The sequence below is a fragment of the Starkeya sp. ORNL1 genome, assembly GCF_012971745.1.
Taxonomy (GTDB): Bacteria; Pseudomonadota; Alphaproteobacteria; order Rhizobiales; family Xanthobacteraceae; genus Ancylobacter.
Window position 1 is genome coordinate 2,709,299 of record NZ_CP048834.1, and the last position, 19,695, is coordinate 2,728,993.

At 67.6% G+C, this 19,695-nt stretch carries 18 protein-coding genes and 1 riboswitch; of the genes, 5 read left to right on the plus strand and 13 right to left on the minus strand.

The features are described 5' to 3' along the window. Positions 1-37: 37 nt before the first annotated feature. The 13 genes from G3545_RS12935 to G3545_RS12995 all read right to left on the minus strand — a co-directional run bounded on the left by G3545_RS12935 (position 38) and on the right by G3545_RS12995 (position 12,645). Complete coding sequence (locus G3545_RS12935; protein WP_170011792.1) at positions 38-331, minus strand: DUF2160 domain-containing protein; 294 nt, start codon at positions 329-331, stop codon at positions 38-40. Between the two features lie 12 nt (positions 332-343). Next, positions 344-1,150 (minus strand): carbohydrate ABC transporter permease, encoded by an 807-nt coding sequence (locus G3545_RS12940; protein WP_170013168.1) that lies wholly within the window; start codon positions 1,148-1,150, stop codon positions 344-346. Continuing rightward, positions 1,147-2,052: a sugar ABC transporter permease gene (locus G3545_RS12945; protein ID WP_170013170.1), complete on the minus strand. Its 906-nt coding sequence runs from the start codon at positions 2,050-2,052 to the stop codon at positions 1,147-1,149. Before G3545_RS12945 ends, G3545_RS12940 begins: the two co-directional genes overlap by 4 nt. A 140-nt stretch (positions 2,053-2,192) precedes the next feature. Further along, positions 2,193-3,284, minus strand: a complete 1,092-nt coding sequence (locus tag G3545_RS12950; RefSeq protein WP_170013172.1) for an ABC transporter ATP-binding protein — start codon at positions 3,282-3,284, stop codon at positions 2,193-2,195. A 10-nt stretch (positions 3,285-3,294) separates the two neighbouring features. Beyond that, positions 3,295-4,428 (minus strand): ABC transporter ATP-binding protein, encoded by a 1,134-nt coding sequence (locus G3545_RS12955; RefSeq protein ID WP_170013174.1) that lies wholly within the window; start codon positions 4,426-4,428, stop codon positions 3,295-3,297. Continuing rightward, on the minus strand, positions 4,425-5,984 hold the full coding sequence (glpD, locus tag G3545_RS12960; RefSeq protein ID WP_246702813.1) for a glycerol-3-phosphate dehydrogenase: 1,560 nt from the start codon (positions 5,982-5,984) through the stop codon (positions 4,425-4,427). Before glpD ends, G3545_RS12955 begins: the two co-directional genes overlap by 4 nt. Before the next feature lie 293 nt (positions 5,985-6,277). Beyond that, positions 6,278-7,063, minus strand: coding sequence for a DeoR/GlpR family DNA-binding transcription regulator (locus G3545_RS12965; protein ID WP_170013178.1), 786 nt, complete (start codon positions 7,061-7,063; stop codon positions 6,278-6,280). A gap of 79 nt (positions 7,064-7,142) precedes the next feature. Continuing rightward, positions 7,143-8,399: a thiolase family protein gene (locus G3545_RS12970; protein WP_170013180.1), complete on the minus strand. Its 1,257-nt coding sequence runs from the start codon at positions 8,397-8,399 to the stop codon at positions 7,143-7,145. Continuing rightward, the gene (locus tag G3545_RS12975) at positions 8,396-9,808 is read right to left on the minus strand and encodes an AMP-binding protein (protein WP_170013182.1); all 1,413 of its coding nucleotides are present in this window, start codon (positions 9,806-9,808) and stop codon (positions 8,396-8,398) included. The genes G3545_RS12970 and G3545_RS12975 overlap by 4 nt, the downstream gene beginning before the upstream one ends. Positions 9,809-9,811: 3 nt before the next feature. Beyond that, on the minus strand, positions 9,812-10,372 hold the full coding sequence (locus G3545_RS12980) for a biotin transporter BioY (RefSeq protein ID WP_170013184.1): 561 nt from the start codon (positions 10,370-10,372) through the stop codon (positions 9,812-9,814). Beyond that, a complete protein-coding gene (locus tag G3545_RS12985) occupies positions 10,369-10,980 on the minus strand; it encodes an energy-coupling factor transporter transmembrane component T (RefSeq protein WP_170013186.1) in 612 nt (203 codons plus the stop codon). The genes G3545_RS12980 and G3545_RS12985 overlap by 4 nt, the downstream gene beginning before the upstream one ends. After that, positions 10,977-11,672 (minus strand): ABC transporter ATP-binding protein, encoded by a 696-nt coding sequence (locus G3545_RS12990; protein WP_170013188.1) that lies wholly within the window; start codon positions 11,670-11,672, stop codon positions 10,977-10,979. Before G3545_RS12990 ends, G3545_RS12985 begins: the two co-directional genes overlap by 4 nt. 130 nt (positions 11,673-11,802) lie before the next feature. After that, entirely contained in the window at positions 11,803-12,645 is an 843-nt protein-coding gene (locus tag G3545_RS12995; protein ID WP_170013190.1) for an aldo/keto reductase, read from the minus strand. A gap of 109 nt (positions 12,646-12,754) precedes the next feature. Between G3545_RS12995 and G3545_RS13000 the strand changes: the two genes are divergently transcribed. From G3545_RS13000 to G3545_RS13020, 5 genes are all read left to right on the plus strand, one after another. Beyond that, the gene (locus G3545_RS13000) at positions 12,755-13,789 is read left to right on the plus strand and encodes a hypothetical protein (protein ID WP_170013192.1); all 1,035 of its coding nucleotides are present in this window, start codon (positions 12,755-12,757) and stop codon (positions 13,787-13,789) included. Between the two features lie 286 nt (positions 13,790-14,075). Beyond that, positions 14,076-15,137 carry a quinolinate synthase NadA gene (gene nadA, locus G3545_RS13005; protein ID WP_170013194.1) on the plus strand — a complete coding sequence of 354 codons (1,062 nt, stop codon included), beginning with the start codon at positions 14,076-14,078 and terminating at the stop codon, positions 15,135-15,137. Between the two features lie 11 nt (positions 15,138-15,148). Beyond that, positions 15,149-16,681, plus strand: a complete 1,533-nt coding sequence (locus tag G3545_RS13010) for an L-aspartate oxidase (RefSeq protein WP_170013196.1) — start codon at positions 15,149-15,151, stop codon at positions 16,679-16,681. A 151-nt stretch (positions 16,682-16,832) separates the two neighbouring features. Further along, positions 16,833-17,696 carry a carboxylating nicotinate-nucleotide diphosphorylase gene (gene nadC, locus G3545_RS13015; RefSeq protein ID WP_170013199.1) on the plus strand — a complete coding sequence of 288 codons (864 nt, stop codon included), beginning with the start codon at positions 16,833-16,835 and terminating at the stop codon, positions 17,694-17,696. Positions 17,697-17,932: 236 nt separating this feature from the next. After that, positions 17,933-18,034: riboswitch (glycine riboswitch) on the plus strand. A gap of 173 nt (positions 18,035-18,207) precedes the next feature. After that, the gene (locus G3545_RS13020; protein WP_170013202.1) at positions 18,208-19,521 is read left to right on the plus strand and encodes a D-amino acid dehydrogenase; all 1,314 of its coding nucleotides are present in this window, start codon (positions 18,208-18,210) and stop codon (positions 19,519-19,521) included. Positions 19,522-19,695: the final 174 nt, after the last annotated feature.

Sequence of the window (19,695 nt, forward strand, 5' to 3'; positions counted from 1 at the left end):
ATATTGGCCCCGACGCGCGCAGACGCGGCGGGGGTATTCACACGAGGCGGAACACCGCCAGCGCGTAGACAAGGCACACGGCGAGCGCCCAGGTCAGGTCGGGACCGGCGAGGCCGATCCAGCCGAGACAGATGAAGGCGCTGCCGAGCAGGCTGATGAAGAGCCGGTCGCCGCGCGTGGTCGGGATGCGCAGCACGCCGACCCGCTCGCGCTCCGGGAACCAGACCGCGAGCAGCGTGAAGACGGTGAGCAGGCCGGCAATGGCGGCGAAGAACAGCCCGGTCTGCCAGGTCCAGGCCATCCAGGCGAAGCTCTCGGAGAGGTGTTCCATGTCCCGCCCTCCTCACACCCGCCCGAGGGCGAAGCCCTTGGCGATGTAGTTGCGCACGAACCAGATCACCAGCGCACCGGGAATGATGGTCAGCACACCGGCGGCGGCCAGCAGGCCCCAATCCATGCCGGCGGCGGAGACGGTGCGGGTCATGGTCACCGCGATCGGCTTGGCGTTGGCGGCGGTCAGCGTGCGCGCCAGCAGCAGTTCCACCCAGGAGAACATGAAGCAGAAGAAGGCGGCGACGCCGATGCCGGAGGCGATCAGCGGCATGAAGATCTTGATGAAGAAGCGCGGGAACGAGTAGCCGTCGATCGCCGCGGTCTCGTCGATCTCGCGCGGCACGCCGGACATGAAGCCTTCCAGGATCCACACCGCCAGCGGCACGTTGAACAGGCAGTGTGCCAGCGCCACCGCCCACGGCGTGTCGAACAGGCCGATGGCCGAATAGAGATTGAAGAACGGCAGTGCGAACACCGCCGGCGGCGCCATGCGGTTCGACAGCAGCCAGAAGAACAGATGTTTGTCGCCGACGAAGCGATAGCGCGAGAAAGCGTAGGCGGCGGGCAAGGCCAGCGTGATCGAGATGATGGTGTTCAGCACCACATAGGTCAGCGAGTTGATGTAGCCCGAATACCAGCTCCGATCGGTAAAGATCTTCACATAATGCTCGAACGTCACCTCGCGCGGCCACAGCGTGAGCGTGGTGTTGATCTCGAAATTGGTCTTCAGGCTCATGTTCACGAGCCAGTAGATCGGCAGCATCAGGAACAGGAGATACAGCACCATGACGAAGGCGCCGGCGCGGGACTGGGTCATGCCTCGCTCCTGCGCGCAGCGTCGTGATCCTGGCCGGCATTGGTCATCACGGTGTAGAACACCCAGCAGACCGCCAGCACGATGAGGTTGTAGACCAGCGACATCGCCGCCGCCTTGCCGAGGTCGAACTGGCCGAGCGCGAGCTTGACGAGGTCGATCGACAGGAAGGTCGTCGCGTTGCCGGGGCCGCCGCCGGTGAGCACGAACGGCTCGGTGTAGATCATGAAGCTGTCCATGAAGCGCAGCAGCACGGCGATCAGCAGCACCCGGCGCATCTTGGGCAGCTGGATGGTGCGAAACACCGCCCAGCGCGAGGCGCCATCGATGCGCGCCGCCTGGTAATAGGCGTCCGGGATCGACTTCAGCCCGGCATAGCAGAGCAGCGCGACCAGGCTGGTCCAGTGCCAGACATCCATCACGATGATGGTGATCCAGGCCGAGAGCAGGTCAGCCGTGTAATTATAGGGAATGCCGAGCCAGTTCACCGCATAGCCGAGCAGGCCGATGTCGGAACGGGCGAACACCTGCCAGATGGTGCCGACGACGTTCCATGGAATGAGCAGCGGCAGCGCCATCAGCACCAGCGTCGCGGCGACCTTCCAGCCATGACGCGGCATGGAGAGCGCGACCAGGATGCCGAGCGGCACCTCGATGGCGAGGATGATGGCGGAGAAGGCGAGGTTGCGCCACAGCGCCTCGAAGAAGCGCCCGCCCAGCTCGGTGGAAGGATCGAGCAGTTCGGTGAACCAGCCGAGGCCATTCCAGAAGAACTGGTTGTTGCCGAAGGTGTCCTGCACCGAATAGTTCACCACCGTCATGATCGGTAGGATCGCCGAGAAGGCGACGATGCCGAACACCGGCAGCACCAGCAGCCAGGCCCTGTTGTTGAGGGTCTTTTCCATGGATCAGGCCCCCGTTTCCATCGAGTGCGCCCTCATCCCCGGGCTTGACCCGGGGATCCAGGCTTTGGGGGCCGCACCTGGTCCTCTGGATCCCCGGGTCAAGCCCGGGGATGAGGGGGTGTGCTGGAGCGGGAAAGTGTTCATCCCACCCCTCCCTCGCCGACCACCAGCTTGCCGCCGGCATAGATGTGTAGCTGGCGTTGCTCAAAGCCGAGGCCGGCGACGTCGCCGGAAATGCTCAAACCTTCCGGCACGGTCGCCGCCATGGGGTGGCCGTCGAGCTCCACCCGCGCGATGCGGGCGCGGCCAATATCGTCGATGCGCTTCACCTTCACCGACAGGCCTTCGCCGGCGGGAGCGAGGCGGGCGAATTCCGGGCGGACGCCGAGTTCGACGCGCTCTTCCTCCGGCAGCTTCGGATAGGTGCGGGGCAGCGTGATCTTCTGCTGGCCGACATAGGCGGTGTGGCCTTCGACCTTCGCCGGCAAAACATTCATGCCCGGCGAGCCGATGAAGTGGCCGACAAAGGTGTGCTCGGGCCGCTCGAACAGTTCTTCCGGCGTGCCGGTCTGCACCACGGCGCCGTCATGCATCACCACCACCTTGTCGGCGAAGGTCATCGCCTCGGTCTGGTCGTGGGTGACATAGATCATGGTGAGGTCGAGCGAGCGGTGCAGTTCCTTGAGCGTCGAGCGCAGCTGCCATTTCAGATGCGGGTCGATGACGGTCAGCGGCTCGTCGAAAAGGATGGCGGCGACATCCGAGCGCACCAGCCCGCGGCCGAGCGAGATCTTCTGCTTGGCATCCGCGGTGAGGTTCGCCGCCTTGCGGTCGAGCGACTTGGACAAGCCCAGCCGGTCTGCGATCTCCTCGACCCGACGGGTGATGGTGCCCTTCACCATGCCGCGATTCTTCAGCGGGAAGGCCAGGTTCTCGCGCACCGTCATGGTGTCGTAGACCACCGGGAACTGGAACACCTGGGCGATGTTGCGGTCCTCGGTCGGCAGTCGCGTCACGTCGCGGCCGTCGAACAATATGCGCCCGCGGGTCGGCACCACGAGACCGGAGATGATGTTGAGAAGCGTGGTCTTGCCGCAGCCGGACGGGCCGAGCAGCGCATAGGCGCCGCCCTGCTGCCAGACATGGTCGATGCGCTTCAGCGCATAATCCTGCGGGCCCTTCGGATCGGGCCGGTAGGCGTGGGCGAGACCGTCGAGAGTGATGCTGGCCATGTCGCCCTCCTCATGCCGCCGCGTCGAGCACGCGGCCGGCGCTGCGGCCGTCCGGGTCGAACAGCAGCACGTGGCGCGGATCGATCAGCACATCGACATAGGCGCCCGGCTCCAGCCGCCGCACCCCGGGCACCAGCGCAATCAGCCGCTCGGTGCCGACATCCATGTGCACGAAGCTCTCGGAGCCGGTGATCTCGGAGACCGAGACCGAGGCACTGAGACGAATGAGGTCGCCACTCGCCTCGCCGGGTGACGCGGACGCTCCGCTGGCATCACCCATGAAGACGGTCTCGTCGACGCCGAGATGATGGGCACGCACGCCCATGGTGTAGCTACCGTCCGGCACGGTGGCGAAGACGCCGGTCGCGGGCGCGGTGATGCCGCTCTCCAGCCGGATGCGCGGGCCGATCTTCGCGACCCGCAGCGTGTTGAGCGGCGGATCGGAGAACACGCCCGCCGTGGCGAGATCCTGCGGGTGGCGATAGACCGACGGCGTCGGGCCGAATTGCGTCAGCGCGCCTTCCAGCAGGGTCGCGGTGTTGCCGCCCAGCAGCAGCGCCTCGGTCGGCTCGGTGGTGGCATAAACGAAGATGGCGCCGCTCTCGGCGAAGATGCGCGGCAATTCCTCGCGCAATTCCTCGCGCAGCTTGTAATCGAGATTGGCCAGCGGCTCGTCGAGCAGCACCAGGTCGGCCCCCTTCACCAGAGCGCGGGCAATGGCGGTACGCTGCTGCTGGCCGCCGGAGAGCTCCAGCGGGCGGCGCTGCAGATAGGGCTCGAGCTTCAGCAGGCCCGCCGCCTCGCGCACCTTCCGGTCGATCTCGGCCCGCGGGAGGCCGGCAACGCGCAAGGGGGACGCGATGTTCTCATAGACGCTGAGCGCGGGGTAATTGATGAATTGCTGGTAGACCATGGCGACGCTGCGTTTCTTCACCGGCAGGCCAGTGACGTCGCGCCCCTCCACCACCACGCGGCCGGAGGTCGGCACGTCGAGCCCGGCCATCAGCCGCATCAAGGTGGTCTTGCCGGCGAGCGTGGCGCCGAGCAGGACGTTGAGCGAGCCGCGCGCCAGTTCCAGCGACACGTCCCGGATATGGACATGTCCGGCGACCTCGCGATGCACGTGATCAAGGACGAGGCTCATCGCGCCACGCTCCCGACTGCTGCCGCAGCCGCACTATGGCCGTTGCCGATGCTGCGCATATAGGCATCGAGCGCCTGCGCTTCATCCGCGCTCAGCCGGAGGCCGAGCTTGGAGCGGCGCCAGAGCACGTCCGACGCGGTGCGCGCCCATTCCTCGCGCATCAGATAAAGCACCTCCGCCTCGGTGAGGTCGGCGCCGAAGACGCGGCCGAGATCAGCCGTGCTGCGTGCGCTGCCGAGCAGGCGCAACGCTCGCGTACCGTAAGCTACCACAAGGCGGCGGGCGAGGCCGGCATCGAGGAAGGGATAGGCCCGCAGCACCTGCGCCACCACCCGCGGCTGGTCGGTCACCGCGAAATCGCCGCCGGGCAGTGGCGTCTCGCCAGTCCAGGACGCCTTATCAGTGCCGGGGAGATAATCCTTGAGCTTCTGGATGGCGTGCTCGGCGAGGCGGCGATAGGTGGTGATCTTGCCGCCGAACACCGAAAGGATAGCCGGCTTGCCCTCGTCGGCATCGAGCTCCAGCACATAGTCGCGGGTGGCTTCCTGCGCCTTGGAGGCACCGTCATCATAGAGCGGGCGCACGCCGGAATAGGTCCACACCACATCCGCCGGGGTGACCGGCTTCTTCAGATATTCGCTGGCCGCGGCGCAGAGATAGGCGATCTCCTCGCCGCTCGCCGCCACCTTGTCGGGCGCGCCCTGATAGTCGCGGTCGGTGGTACCGATCAGGGTGAAATCATGCTCATAGGGGATGGCGAAGATGATGCGGCCATCGGCATTCTGGAAGATGTAGGCGCGGTCGTGCTCAAACAGCCGGCGCACGACGATATGGCTGCCCTGGACCAGCCTGACCCCGGCCAGCTCATCGGCGCGCACGATGCTCGCCAGCACCTGGTGCACCCAGGGCCCGGCCGCATTCACCAGTACCCGCGCCCGCACCGTCTCGCGCGCGCCGTCCTCGGTGCGCACGACGTCGACGGTCCAATACTCCGGCCCGCGCTCGGCGGAGACGACGCGATAGCCGGGCCGGATATCGGCGCCGCGCTCGGCGGCATCGAGCGCATTCAGGACGACGAGCCGGCTATCCTCCACCCAGCAGTCGGAATATTCGAAGGCGCGGGTGAAATCGGGCCTGAGTGGGGCGCCGGCGGAATCGCGGGTCAGGTCGAGCGTGCGGGTGGCGGGCAGCAGCTTGCGGCCACCGAGATGGTCATAGAGGAACAGGCCGAGGCGCAGCAGCCAGGCCGGGCGCAGGCCGGCATGGTGTGGCAGCACGAAGCGCAGCGGGCGGATGATGTGCGGGGCGATGCTCCACAGCACCTCGCGCTCCATCAGCGCCTCGCGCACCAGCCGGAACTCGTAATGCTCCAGATAGCGCAGGCCGCCATGAATCAGCTTGGTGGAGGCGGACGAGGTGGCGCCGGCGAGATCGCCCTGCTCGAACAGCACGACGGAGGCGCCGCGGCCGGCGGCATCGCGGGCAATGCCGCAACCATTCACGCCCCCGCCAATGACGGCGAGATCATAGACGGCATCGAGGCTTCGCGCGGCCAAAGCTCTACTCCCACGGCGCATTCCCTTAAGACAGGAATGCTTTCGTTTTTATCTTCACATGGAGGTTAAGCGAAGGAATCCGAGCGCGCAATAGGCCAAAACGAAAGTATGAAAGTTTCGTTTGAATGCAATGCAGCAAAAATGCGGCACGAGCATCCTTCGAGGCTCGGGCTACGCCCGAGCACCTCAGGATGAGGTGGTTCTTCCGTGGATAAAGAAATTCGCGTCATGCTGGAGGTGCCCGCCAAGGGCGGGCCTCGAAGCACGCAGGCCGCTACCCGCCTGTGGAAGGCTCAGAACCCCTCATCCTCGGCGCCGCCGACCTCGATCAGCTCGACGCCGTGGCGGGAGCAGACCTCGCGCAGGCCGGATGAGGGCACCATGTCAGTGACGAAGGTGTCGATCTCGCTCATGTCGCCGATACGCACCGGCGCGGTGCGCTCCAGCTTGGAGCGGTCGGCGACCAGGATGACCTGGCGCGCATTGTCGATGATGGCGCGGGCGACCTGCACCTCGCGATAATCGAAATCGAGCAGCGTGCCGTCTTCCTCGATGGCGGAGGCGCCGATCACCGCGTAATCGACCCGGAACTGGCGGACGAAATCCACCGCCGCCGAGCCGATCACCGCGCCGTCGGCATGGCGCACCGGCCCGCCGGCCATGATCAGCTCGATCTTGGGATGGCGGTAGAGCAGCGTCGCGACATTGAGGTTGTTGGTGATGACCAGCAGGTCCTCATGGTCACCGAGTGCGCGGGCCACCTCCTCGGTGGTGGTGCCGATATTGATGAACAGCGAGGCGCGGTTCGGCACCATGCGCGCGGCGGCGTCGCCAATGGCGCGCTTCGCCCCATGGGCGATGATGCGGCGGGCCTCATAGGCGACATTCTCGACGCCTGAGGCGACCACGGCGCCGCCATGCACGCGCGACATCAGCCGGCGCACGCACAGATCGTTCAGGTCCTTGCGGATGGTCTGCGGCGAGACCTCGAAGCGGGCCGCGAGATCATCGACGCTGACCCGCCCCTGGGCGCGCGCCAGGACCAGTATGTCCTGTTGGCGGGAAGAGATGGCGTTCATGATGATCGGCCGGCCGACGGAATGTCGAATGATAAGGATTCGACGTTCCATCCTGCACAATCACGCCCGGCGGGCAAATTTACTCGTTGCTGCGCAGCAACATGGCGGTGGCGAGCCCACCCGCGGCAGCGATGGCGGCGAGGCCGGTCTTCGCACCGGGCGCTGATCGCATCTCGTGGAACAGCCGCACCGCGAGGATGGCGCCGGAAGCGCCGACCGGATGGCCGCGCGAGAGTGCGCCGCCGCCTGGATTGACCCGAGCGGGGTCGAGGCCGAGATGCGCGATATTCGCCAGCGCCTGCACGGCGAAGGCTTCCATCAGTTCGACATGGTCGAGGAGGGCCGCGTCGAGGTCATTGCGGGCGAGGACCCGGCACACCGCTGGCACGATCGCCATCGCCGGCTGCTCCGGCGCGCTGCCGAGGGCAAGCGCATCGAGGATTTCGAGCGGGTGCACGATAGCGCGGGCAATGTCCTCGGCGACGACGAGCACCGCGGCGGCGGCGTCCGCCTCGACGGCGACGGTGGCGGCATCGATGGCGTATTCGTCCGTCCCGGCAAGGATCGGCGCGCGGGCACAGAGACGCGGGGTGAGGTTGCGCGCGAAGGCGTCATGCGCGAGTGGCGCTTCGGGTAGGAGGACGATCTCTTCTTGTCGAACGCCCTCGCCGCCAGAGCGTGAAGTCCTCTCCCTGAGGGAGAGGGCTGGGTGAGGGGTTGCGCGGGTAATCGTTGCGGTGGCTCCCCTCACCCCATCCCTCTCCCCCTCGGGGAGAGGGGGCTCTAGGCGTACCAGGGCTTTCCGATGGCTCTCAACAGCGAATGCGTCCTGTGCCGCACGGGTGATCCCTTCCGTCCGCGCCAACTCCGCCGCCGCCTCGACCATGTCCGGATCGCGCTCCGGCCAGGGCGAGAAAGGCGGCGTGTCGTAGAAGTCCGGCGCCTCCCCTTCCCGGCGCGGGCGATGGGCGCGGATGGCGGAGCGGCTCCAGCTCTCGGTGCCGCCGGCAAGCACGACGCGCGCCGCGCCGGCCTCGATGAGGCGCGCCGCCAGCATGATGGCATCGAGCCCGGAGCAGCATTGCCGGTCGATGCTCAGTGCCGACACGCGCTCCGGCAAACCGGCAGCCAGCGCGGCGAGCCGGGCGACATTGCCGCCGCCGGACAACGCATTGCCGAGAATGACCTCGTCGACCTCATCAACGTTGACGCCGGCATCCGCCAGGCACGCCTGCAGCACCGGCGCCGCGAGTTGCCAGGCCTCCAGCTTGGCAAGCGCCCCGCGCCGCGGCGCAACGGCGGTGCGGCGGGCGGCGATGATGAAGGCGCGGCTCATGACGGCGCCAGCCTTTCCTCGGCGAGGCGGCGCAGCGCGATGAGGTCCGCCTTGCCGCCGGCAGTGCGCGGCCAGTCATCGAGAATGAGGAAGCGCCGCGGCAGCTTCGCCGCCGGCAGATGCGCGCGGCAATGCGCGCGTAACGCGGCCTCGTCCGGATAGTCGGCGCGCAGCACCGCGACAAGCTCGGTGCCGCGCAGCGGATCGGCGAGGCCGAACACCGCGGCCTCATGGATCCCGGGCATCGCCACCAGCACCCGCTCCACCTCCTCCGGATAGACATTAAGCCCTGAGGTGACGAGCATACGCTTCTCGCGGCCATGCAGAGTGAGGAAGCCCGCCTCGTCCAGAGCGCCATGGTCGCCGACCGTCATCCATGCGCCCTCGTGGCGGATCTCCTCGCCGCCGCCGCAGGCATAATCATCGAATATCATGCCGCTCTTCACCCAGATCGCGCCGATCTCGCCCGCCGACAGGTCGCGGCCGTCAGCGTCGCGGATGCGCAGCGACACGCCATGGGCGGCGCGGCCGACCGAGCCGGCCGGCACATTCTCGCTGGCATGGCCGATGGTGACGAAGCTCAGTTCCGAGGCGCCATAGAATTCGGCGAGCTTCGCATTGGGGAACAGCCGGGCGGTGGCCGCACGGGTCTCCGGCTGCCATTTAGCACCGCTGATCATGAGTGTGCGGAGCGACGGACAGATCCCCCCGTCCGCGGCGTCGAGCAGCAATTGCAGCTGGGTCGGCGTCACATAGAGCGCGGTCACCGCCCGCTCCACGATCAGCGCCAGTGCACGGCGCGGGTGGAAGCGGCGCATCATCACCGCCTCGGCGCCAATGTGCAGCGCATGGACGACGCCATAGAGATGCAGCGAGGCGGCGAGCCCGCCGGGCGCCATGATGACGTCGTCTTCGTTGATGCCGAACTCGATGCGGCTGACCTCGAAGCTCTCGATCCAGGAGCGGTGCGAGCGGCGATAGCCCTTGGGCAGGCCGGTCGAGCCAGAGGTGAAGCCGACATAGAACGGCGCATCCGGCGAGGGCGACGGCGGGGTGGTGTCGGCGCCTTCGAACGCGCGGTGCAGCCACGGCTCGCTGCCGTCCATCGTCAGCGGCGGCGCCAGCGCGGCATCGATGGCGGCACGGTAGGGCGCCGGCCAGCCGGGATCATAGACCAGCGCCTGCCGCCCGCTCATCGCGGCGGCAAAGAACAGCGCGACCAGTTCTGCATTGTTTGGCAATGCCAGAGCAATGCTTGAGCCGGGCGGTAGTCGGGCTTCAAGCTCGGCTATCAGCGCCAGCACCGCCCGGGTAAAGGTCCGGCAGTCCAGCACATCGTGGTCGCAGACCAGCGCCGGCCTGCCCGGCTCCGCGCCGGCCAGCGCCGGCAGGGCGGCGCCGATGGTCATGGCTCAGGAAGCGCGGGAGATCAGCGCATCGGGCAGGCCGCGCGCCACGGTCTGGGCGACGAGAGCGACCAGCACCGCCTTGATGGTGTCGCCCGGGATGAAGATCAGGGACGCCTTCGCCGCGTCGAGCGGGGAAAGGCTGCCAAGCGCCGACATGCCGACAATGCCGAGCGGGTAGAGCACGAGGATGCCGCCGACCACGGCGGCCACCAGCGCCACCGGCAGCACCGGCTGGTTCTTCAGCGTCTGCATGATGAAGCCGGCAACGAACGCCGCCACCGGATAGCCGAGCAGGAAGCCGGCCGAGGGGCCGAAGAACACGCCGAGACCGCCGCGTCCGCCGGCCAGCAGCGGCGCGCCGAGCGCCACCACCAGCAGGAACAGCGACACCGCGGCCGCTCCGCGCCAGGCGCCGAGCATCACGCCGGCCAGCATGATGCCCATGCTCTGCGCGGTGATCGGCACGCCGCCGGCGAGCGGCAGGTCGAATTTCGGCATCAGCCCGAGCACTGCGATGATCGCGGCATAGAGCGCGATCTGGACGAGCGTGCGTTCCCTGGTCATCGGCGTGTTCCTCGCGGCGCGCCGCCGCGCGCGGACAGCGCCTCGGCGGTGTGATGGGACAATCTCAGTGTCTGGATACAGAACGGCGCCAGCAAGCGCCAGCCGCCGCGCTTTCCGGTCCGCGCGCGAAAACTCTCGTTGAGCGCCTCCCACAGCGCGAACAGCAGCGGCACGAAGCGGATCATCATCGCCACCGCCAGCGCCACCATGCGCGGCGAGACGCCGAACCAGGCGAGCGGCTTCAGCAGGGGCTCGATGACATCCATCATCTCGTCCATGCGGGTGGTCATGGTCACGGCGTTCGCCAGCAGCATCATGCCGACGAGGCGCAGCACCGCGATGAGGCCGAGGCGGGGATCGCCGTTCCACCAATGGATTGCGAAGAGAATGGCGAGCAGCGGCACGATCGGGCGCAGCAGCGCGACCTGCCGGATCGCCTCGCGGCCGAGCGAGGCATAGAGCGCCAGCACGCAAGCCACCATCGCCGCCATCGCCGGCAGGTTGTCGAACGGGGTGACGAGCAGGCTGAGCAGCGCCAGCACGGCGAGCTTCCAGCCCGCCGGCACCTCGTGCATCCAGGTGCGCTCAGCGAGATAGAGCGAGATCATCCGCCCTCCTCCACCGCACGGCGATAGGCGGCGATGACGTCGCCCGGCGCGCCGTCCATGCGCACGCGGCCGGCCTCCAGCCACAGCACGCGGTCATAGGTTTTGAACGCGTCGAGCTCATGGGCGATCAGGATCACCTGCTGCCGAAGCGTCGCGATCAGTGCCTCCAGCCGGCGCCGGGTCGGCAGGTCGAGCGCCGAGAACGGCTCGTCGAGCACCAGCACCGCGGGCTGCATCACCAGCACGGCGATGATGCACAGCAACTGCTTCTCGCCCTCGGAAAGCGCATGCACCGGGCGATCCGCCCAATGCGCGCGATCGAAGCGGGCCAGTGCCGCCTTGGCCTCGGTGGCGGCCTCGCGGCGGGAGAGCCCGGTCTGCTCGAGGCTGAAGGCGACCTCCTCGATCACCGTCGGGAAGATGATCTGGTGGTCCGGGTTCTGGAAGATGAAGCCGACCTTGCGTGGCAGCTCGGACGCATCCTTGCCGGCATCGAGGCCGTGGACCGTGATGCTGCCGGTATCCGCGCTCAAGAGGCCATTGAGCAGGCGGACCAGCGAGCTCTTGCCCGAGCCATTATTGCCGATCAGCCCGATGCGGCGCTCGGTGAGGGCGACGGAGATGGCGGAGAGCACCTCCCGCCCGCCGCGGCGCAGGGTGACGTTGTCGAGGCGGATGGTGGGACTACTCAAGTGTCGCCATCCCGGCCGTAGCGAAGCGGAGAGCCGGGATCGTTCGCCGGTTTGCTCTCCTTCCGGATGACGATCCCGGCTCTGCGCGGCTTCGCCGCTCCGGCCGGGATGACATCTGTGCAATTGGACGTCACAGCATCTCCAGCGAGCGCTTGCGGCTCGGCGGGGGGAAGGCGCGGTCGAGGGCGGCGAGGTCGGCGGCGTCGAGCACGATGTCCGCCGCGCCGCGATTGTCGCGCATGTGCGCCACCTTCGAGGCCTTGGGGATGACGATGTTGTTCTTGTTGCGCAGCACCCAGGCAAGCGCCACCTGGAACGGCTTCGCCTTGTGCCTCAAAGCGATCTCGGCAAGCGCACCGCCAACGGGAATACGCCCCTGCTCGATCGGGCTATAGGCCATCAGCGGCATCTCGTGCTGCTCAAGCCATGGCAGCAGATCCCATTCCGCGCCGCGTCGCGTGAGGTTGTAGAGCACCTGGTTGACGGCGCAGGCCTCGCCGCCCGGCGTCTCCCAAAGCTCCTCCATGTCGTCGGTGTCGAAATTGCTGACGCCCCAATGCCTTATCTTGCCCTGCGACTTCAGTTGCTCGAAGCCGAGAACCGTATCTTCCAGCGGAACGCCGCCGCGCCAGTGCAGCAGATAGAGATCGAGCCGGTCGGTCTTGAGTCGGCGCAGGCTGCGCTCGCAGGCACTGATGACACCGGCGCGGCTCGCATTGTGCGGATAGACCTTGGAGACCAGGAACACCTCGTCGCGCAGCCCGGCGAGCGCATCGCCCAGGAACGTCTCGCACTTGCCGTCGCCATACATCTCGGCGGTATCGACGAGGCGCATGCCGAGCTCGATGCCGGTGCGCACCGATTCCGCCTCTTCCTTCAGGCTGGCCGCACGCTCGCCCATCATCCAGGTGCCGATGCCGAGTTGCGGCACCTGTTCGCCGCCGGGCAGCACCACGGGGTCGATGATCGCCATCCTCGCCTCCATTCCAAGCTTCATGACGCGCATGCCATCCCGGCGCGGATCACGCAAGCATGCTAGATTGACGCGTCCTTCATCGATTGCGAATCCTGCCCTTCAGACCATGGCCGCCTCCACCCAGCCCGACCGCCTGTCCCCAATCGGTATCAGCGACGCCGAGAGCCGGCTTTCGATCGGCCTCAGCGCGGTGATCGTCGCGGTGACCGGGGACGATCCGAAGGTGCTCGCCGTGCGACACTCTGCACGCGAAGGTTCGGGCCGCGAAGGTTCGGGCGGACGCGAGGCGCTGCCCTCCGGCCCGCTGGAGCGCGGCCACCGCACGCTGGAAGCCGGCCTGCGCAACTGGGTGGAACGGCAGACCCACCAGATACTCGGCCATGTCGAGCAGCTCTACACCTTCGGCGACCGCGACCGCCGCGAGACCGACGGCGAAGCGGCCGGCCACGCGCTCTCGGTCGCCTATCTCGCGCTCGTGCGCGAAGCCCGCCCGGCCGGCGATGCCGATGCCGCCTGGGAGAGCTGGTATCGCTATTTCCCGTGGGAGGATTGGCGCGACGGCCGCCCGGCGGTGCTCGATGCACTGGAGCCGGGGCTGCGCGCCTGGGCGGCTTCCGCGCCGAGCGCGGCGGTCGGTGCGATGCGGGCGGAGCGGCTCTCACTCGCCTTCGGCTTCAGCCAGGGTCGCGACGAGGAACGCGTGCTGGAGCGCTACGAACTACTCTATGAGGCCGGCATGGTGGCGGAAGCGTTGCGCGAACGCGGCCTGCCGGAAGGCGCCGCGCGCACCGCGACCTTCCTGCCCGGCGTCGAGATGGGGGGCGACCATCGCCGCATGCTGGCGCTCGCCATCGCCCGGCTGCGCGGCAAGATCAAATACCGCCCGGTGGTGTTCGAGCTGATGCCGCCGACCTTCACCCTCGGCCAGCTCCAGCGCACGGTGGAGGCGCTGTCCGGAGTGCGGCTGCACAAGCAGAATTTCCGCCGGCTGATAGAACAGCAGCGCCTGGTCGAGGAGACCGGCGAGGCGACCAGCGAAACCGGCGGCCGCCCGGCCCGCCTGGTCCGCTTCCGCCGTGAGGTGCTGCTGGAGCGCCCGGCGCCCGGGGTGCGCCTGCCGAGCGGCGGGATACGGCGTTAAGAGCTCGCTCTGCTTCAGCATCCTTCGAGGCCCGGCCAAGCCGGGCACCCCCGCAGTTGGCCATTTGGCCAACTGCGGGGGATGAGGCCGCTGTTGCAGAACCACCTCATCGTGAGGTGCTCGCGCCAGCGAGCCTCGAAGGATGCTCAAACGGAGCGCCATCACTCTTTATGACGTCCCGTTGACAAGCCCTTATACTCAGTCCTAGCATAAGTCCGACGCCGGGTCTTGAACCCGGATTTTTCGGACCCTATTTATGCTCAGATAGAGCATAAGGGAGAATGGAATGTTCGACGCCAATCTCGCCGTCCGCGAGGACATCACCGCCCGCCCTGGCTTCCTGCCGGCGAGCGCCCGCGCCATCGAAGCCCTGCCGCTGCCGCATCTCTATGCCCGCGTCGCCAAGCACATCACGCCGGCAGAATGGCCGCTGATCGCCCGCGAGGTCGAGGCGATCGAGGCGCTGAAGCGCGAGCGCAATGCGGTGATCCTCGGCCACAATTACCAGGCGGCGGAAATCTTCAACACCGTGGCTGACATCGTCGGCGACAGCCTGGCGCTTGCCCGCGAGGCCGAGAAGGTCGATGCCGACGTCATCGTCATGGCCGGCGTGCACTTCATGGCCGAGACGGCGAAGCTGCTGAACCCCGCCAAGACCATTCTCATCCCCGATCCGAAGGCGGGCTGCTCGCTCGCCGAATCCATCACCGCCGCCGATATCCGCCTGCTGCGCCAGCATTATCCGGGCGTGCCGGTGGTCTCCTATGTCAACACCTCGGCCGAGGTGAAGGCGGAGAGCGACTATTGCTGCACATCAGGCAATGCGGTGAAGGTGGTGCGCCACGTTGCGAAGGAATGGGGCGTCAACCGCATCCTCATGCTGCCGGACGAATATCTGGCGCAAAACGTCCAGAAGGAAGTTCCCGAGATCGAGCTGATCGCCTGGAAGGGCCATTGCGAGGTGCATGAGCGCTTCTCGCCGCAGGATATTCGTGACCTGCGCGAAGCCCATCCCGGCGTCGTGGTGCTGGCGCATCCGGAATGCCCGCCGGAAGTGGTGGCGGAGGCCGACTTCGCCGGCTCCACCGCGGCGATGGCGGATTACGTCGGCGACCACAAGCCGGGCCGTGTCGTGCTCATCACCGAATGCTCGATGGCCGACAATGTCGCCGTGCATCATCCCGACATCGAGTTCGTGCGGCCGTGCAATCTCTGCCCGCACATGCGGCGCATCACGCTGCCGAAGATCCGGCACGCGCTGGAGACCATGACCGTCGCGGTCGAGATCGACCCGGCCATCGCCGAGCGCGCCCGCGCGCCCATCACCCGCATGCTCGCCATTCGCTGAAGGCTTTTAGGATGGAACGCCTCATCGGCCACAGGCCGGATCATGTGGTGGTAATCGGCGGCGGCGTCGCCGGGCTTGCCACCGCGCTGCGCCTCGCTCCCCTGCCGGTCACGCTGCTCGCCAAGGCCGATCTCGGCCTGGAGGCAGCCACCGCCTGGGCGCAGGGCGGCATCGCCGCAGCCATTGGCGAAGACGACCAGCCGGAATTCCACGCCGTCGATACCTTGAGCGCCGGTGTCGGGTTGTGCGATCCGCTCGTTGCCCGCCGCGTGACCGCGGCGGCGCCGGCGGCGATCGACTGGCTTGCCGGCCTCGATGCGCCGTTCGACCGCGACACTGAGGGCCGCGTCGCGCTCGGGCTGGAGGCCGCGCATTCGCGCCGGCGCATCGTCCATGCCGGCGGCGATGCCACCGGCCGCGCCGTGCTGGAAACGTTGGCCAAGGCCGTGCGCGCCTGCCCATCCATCCATCTGATGGAAGGCGTGCGGGCGACCGCGCTGCTGCGCGATACGAACGGTGTCGTCACCGGCATTGCCGGGGTCAGCGCGTCCGGTGCGGTGGTGCTGCCGGCCCGCGCGGTTGTGCTGGCGACGGGCGGGCTCGGCGGCCTCTATGCCTCCACCACCAATCCGCTTGGCGCGGTCGGTTCGGGTCTTGCTCTCGCCGCCCGCGCCGGCGCGGTGCTGCGCGACATGGAGTTCGTGCAGTTCCACCCGACCGCGATCGCCGCGGGCGCTGACCCGATGCCGCTGGCGACCGAGGCGCTGCGGGGCGAAGGCGCGATCCTGGTGAACGATCGTGGCGAGCGCTTCATGGCCGATGTCCCCGGCCGCGAGTTGGCGCCGCGCGACGTGGTGGCGCGCGCCATCTTCGCCGAGATCGCGGCTGGGCGCAGCGTGGTGCTCGACGCCCGGCTGGAGCGCATCGAGCAGCGTTTCCCCGGCGTCGTCGCGCTGTGCCGGGCCAATGGCATCGACCCGGTGCACCAGCCGATCCCGGTGCGCCCGGCGGCGCATTATCATATGGGCGGCATCGAGGTTGATGCGGCCGGGCGCTCGTCGCTGGATCGGCTCTGGGCTTGCGGCGAAGTCGCCTCGACGGGGCTGCACGGCGCCAACCGGCTCGCCAGCAATTCGCTGCTGGAGGCGCTGGCCTATGCCGAATGGATCGCGGCGGACATTGCCGGGCGCGCAGCTGGCGGCCGTGACGGCGTGGCGGATGCTGCGCCTGCGCCCTCGGCGTTCCGGAGCGAGATCCGCACCTTGATGGATCGCCGTGTCGGCGTGGTGCGCGAGGCCGCCGGGCTGGACGCCGCGGTGCGCCGGCTCGACGCGCTGGCGAGCGATGGCAACGACGACATGGCTCTGGTCGCGCTGATGGTGGCGAGCCAGGCGCTCAAGCGCGAGGAGAGCCGCGGCGGGCATTTCCGGGCCGACTTCCCGCTCACTGCGACGATAGCCGTGCATTCCCGCACCGCGCTCGACGACACGCTGGCCTTCGCTGAAGGCCTGCGCGAGGCGCCGTTCGTGCGGCGGGTGGCTTAGTTCGTTCCATCGGAACGTCATCCTGAGGTGCCGCGAAGCGGCCTCGAAGGATGCCCGTCCCCGATGACCATCTTCTGCTTGAGCATCCTTCGAGGCTCGCTAACGCTCGCACCTCAGGATGACGTGGTTCGTTTCCCCAGGGATCATCGCTATGAACGCCCTCTCCCCCCTGCCCCGCCTGCTGATCGAGCCGATCGTCCGTGCCGCGCTGCTGGAGGATCTCGGGCGTGCCGGCGATGTCACCACCGATGCGGTGGTGCCGGCCGATGCGCGCTTCTCCGCGGTGATCGCCAGCCGGCAGACCGGAGTGATCGCCGGCGTCGACGCCGCCGAGATCGCCTTCCATCTCATCGACCCGTCCCTCGAGGTCACGCTGGAGCGGCTCGACGGCACCCATGTCACCGCCGGCGACGTCGTGCTCCGGCTGGAGGGCTCGGCGCGGGCCATCCTCACCGCCGAGCGGGTGGCGCTGAACCTCGCCTGCCGGCTCTCCGGCGTCGCCACCGCGACCCACGCGCTGGTGGAGGTCGCCCGCACCCACGGCAAGGCGCATGTGGTGTGCACCCGCAAGACCACGCCCGGCCTCAGGGCGCTGGAGAAGCACGCGGTGAAGGCCGGCGGCGGTTCCAATCACCGCTTCGGGCTCGATGACGCCGTGCTGATCAAGGACAACCACATCGCCGTCGCCGGCGGCGTCGCCATCGCCATCACGCGGGCCAAGGCTGGCGCCGGCCACATGGTGAAGATCGAGGTCGAGGTCGACACGCTGGAGCAGCTCGAGGAAGCCATGGCGGCCGGTGTCGATGCGGTGCTGCTCGATAATATGGACCCGGACACGCTGCGCCGTGCCGTCGAAATCGTCGGCGGGCGGGCGCTTACCGAAGCCTCCGGCCGCATCAATCGCGAGACCATCGGCGCGGTGGCGGCGAGCGGGGTCGATCTGATCTCGGTCGGCTGGATCACCCACTCGGCGCCGATCCTGGATCTGGGGCTGGATGCAGTGAAGTCGATTTGAGGGCGCTTCGTTTCAACATCCTTCGAGGCTCGCTGTGCTCGCACCTCAGGATGACGTTGCTTTGAAGAACCACGTCATCCTGAGGTGCTCGGGCGACAGCCCGAGCCTCGAAGGATGCTGAAGCAAAGCACTCCTCCCATCCCGCCAGCGCATCCCCACCTACCCTCCCATGCGCCCATTGCATGCCGTTACCCTTGAATTCGGCATGCCTTTGTGCGATGCATCAAGGGTCCAATATCGAGTGTGCGGGAGAGACCGACAGCCTCTTCCGGGACGTGTCGGCGCCGACGGAGCAACCCCCCAGGAAACTCTCAGGCACCAGGGACCGCACATTTCAGGACGATCTGGAGAGAGGTGTCCGTGAGGCCATAGGCCGGACGAGACATCCACCGAAGGGGAAGCCCGAGGCGAATGTCTCGGGGCGAGCTCTCAGGTACCGCGACAGATTTGGGGACAGCCGGAACGGACCTGATGGTCCGGTCCATGTCCTTCGATCCTGCGGGAGAGTCCCATGCTCCAGAGCGTTTCCAGCTTCAAGAACGGCGCCGCCCCCCACATCGCCATCATCGGTGCCGGCATCACCGGCATCACCACCGCCTATGCGCTCTCCGACAAGGGCTATGCGGTCACGGTCATCGATCGCCAGCGCTATGCGGCGATGGAGACCTCGTTCGCCAATGGCGGCCAGCTCTCCGCCAGCAATGCCGAAGTGTGGAATAGCTGGGCGACCGTGCTCAAGGGCATCAAATGGATGCTCAAGGCCGACGCGCCGCTGCTGATGAACCCGATGCCGTCCTGGCACAAATATTCGTGGATGGCGGAGTTCCTCGGCAACATCACGAACTATCGCGCCAACACCATCGAGACCACCCGCCTCGCCATCAAGGCGCGGGACTATCTGTTCGACATCGCCCGGCGCGAGGGGATCGACTTCAATCACGAGACCCGCGGCATCCTGCACATCTATCGCGACAAGGCCTCGTTCGACGGCGCCGCCAAGCTCGGCAGGCTCTATGCGGAAGGTGGTCTCGAGCGCCGCGCGGTGACGCCAGACGAGATGCGCGCCATCGAGCCGACGCTGCATGGCGACTATCATGGCGGCTTCTACACTCCGTCCGATTCCACCGGCGACATCCACAAATTCACCCGCGGCCTTGCGGAGGCCTGCACGCGCCGTGGCGTGCGCTTCATCCATGAGGCCAGCGTCGAGAGCGTGAAGCACACCGGCAGTGGTGTCGACATCGCCTATGCGCAGCCCGCCGACGACGAGAACAGCGCGCCGACCCGCGACGTGCTGCATGCCGACGGCGTGGTGGTGTGCGCCGGCATCGGCTCGCGCGATATCGCGGCTGAGCTCGGCGACCGGGTGAACATCTATCCGGTGAAGGGCTATTCCATCACCGTGATGCTCGACGACGAGGCCAGCCAGAAGGCGGCGCCCTGGGTCAGCCTGCTCGACGACAAGACCAAGATCGTCACCAGCCGCCTCGGCGCGGACCGCTTCCGCGTCGCCGGCACCGCCGAGTTCAATGGCGAGAACCGCGACATCCGCGCCGACCGCATCCGCCCACTGGTGGACTGGACCCGGCACTTGTTCCCGGGCGTCTCGACCAGCCGTGTCGTGCCGTGGGCGGGCCTGCGGCCGATGCTGCCTTCGATGATGCCGCGGGTCGGCGCCGGCAAGCTGCCCGGCGTGTTCTACAATACCGGCCACGGCCATCTCGGCTGGACGCTTTCCGCCGCCACTGCGCAGATGGTGGCGGAAACGGTGGGCGCGGCGATGCCGGTGGAGGCCGCGGGCGAGGTCGCACGCAGCGCGGCCTGAGCAGAGCTTCCTCACAGTGTCATCCCGGAACGGCCGCAAGGCCGTATCCGGGATCGCGCAAACGCTCTTTGCCTGGACGCGATCCCGGCTCTCCGCCTCGCTTCGGCCGGGATAACGCAAATTGGTGGCAAGTCCCTGCGCGTCCGCTCGACTGAACTCCGGTGCGGTGAAAAT